Raw genomic sequence first — 1599 nt, forward strand, 5'->3', positions numbered from 1 at the left:
GGTCTACCTGGCCGTGCTGGAACTCTACAGCCAGGACACCAAGCAGGCGCTGTCGACCGCACCCGGCATCGAGGCGGTGGTCACGCTCCTGGAGGAGCGGGGCGAACTCGCCCAGGCCGGAGGAGCGGCGTACGTACGCGGCCTGGCCACCGTGTACGCCTCGATGCACAAGGCCACCCAAGCCGCCCACACCGTCCGCGCCCTGGCCATGCTGCGCCGTCTGAAGAATGCCGCCCAGCACGTCGAGTCCCTCGCCGACGAAGCAGAAGCCGAGACCGCCGAGCACGTGGCCGACACCGCCCAGGCCGAGATCCTCGCCGCCTGCACCGGCCGCCCCGAGTCCCTCCTCCCGGCCCTCACACTCGGCGACGTGCTGGAAGGGGCCCTGGACGAAATCGAATCCCTCAGCAGGCCGAACAACCTCACGGGCGTGCCCACGGGCTTCACCGACCTGGACGCCTTCACCGGCGGCCTGCGGCCCGGCCAGCTCATCGTCCTCGCCGGACGTCCCGCCATGGGACAGACCACTCTCGCCACCGACCTGCTGCGCTCCGCGGCCATCAAGCACGCGCTGCCCGCCGCGATGTTCACCCGCGACGCCACCGCCAACGACATCGGCATGCGCCTCATGGCCGCAGAGGCCCGCGTGCCCCGGCACCACATGCTCACCGGCTCCCTGACCGACGAGGACTGGACACGGCTCGCCCGGGTGATGCCCGGCATCGCCGATGCGCCGATCTACCTGCAAGACGACGCGAACTCCAACTTCACCCAACTGCGCGCGCAGTGCCGCCGCCTGCGCGCGCTCCGCGACGTGCGGCTCATCGTCATCGACACCATCCAGATGCTGGATTACGGCACCCGGCCCCTCGGCAGCCGCTACGAAGAGGTCTCCGAGATCGCCCGTCGGCTCAAACTCCTCGCGCTGGAGCTGGAGATCCCCATCGTTGCGGTCTCCACCCTCAACCGGAACCCGGAACAGCGCGAGGACAAGAGACCGCGCCTGAACGACCTGCGGGACTCCGGCGCTCTGGAGGACGTCGCCGACCTGGTCATCCTCCTGCACCGTGAGGATGCCTACGACAAGGAATCCCCCCGCGCGGGCGAAGCTGATCTGATCATCGCCAAGTTCAACAACGGTCCCACTGACACCGCCGCGTGCACCGTCGCATTCCAGGGGCACTATGCTCGTTTTGTTGATATGGCTACGACTTGAGGCTGTGCTTGTGGCATCTCAGATGCCATGGCCGTATCTCACGAACGATGGCCAAGTGGTGGCCACTCGCCTGAAGGTCACCGTCGAGTTCGCCGACTGAGACCGGTGGTCCCGCCCGGTTCCGGCCGGGCCCGGGCCGGTCACCACCGTGATCGGACAGTCCAGGAAGCGGGCCACGACGTCGATCGTGTCCTGGACGTGCGGCAGACGGAGTTGGTGCCCGGTCTTTCGCACCCACGTCTGCTCGTACGACTGCCGACGGCGGATGCCTCTCGCACTGCCTGGCCAGGGGATTGGGCAGCAGAGGCAATCGGGGTTAGCTCAGGCCGGGTTCGCCGCGTAGGTCTCGGCTTGTGCGCGCCACATGATGGCGTAGGTGCCCT

1 protein-coding gene is annotated in these 1599 nt (G+C 68.1%); it reads left to right on the top strand.

Annotated elements, in window-relative coordinates:
* The coding region (locus ACWGJ2_RS40425; RefSeq protein WP_453351415.1) for a replicative DNA helicase at positions 1–1216 on the top strand (1216 nt) is incomplete at its 5' end.
* Between the last annotated feature and the right edge of the window lie 383 nt (positions 1217–1599).

This window comes from Streptomyces sp. NPDC054796, assembly GCF_053611545.1.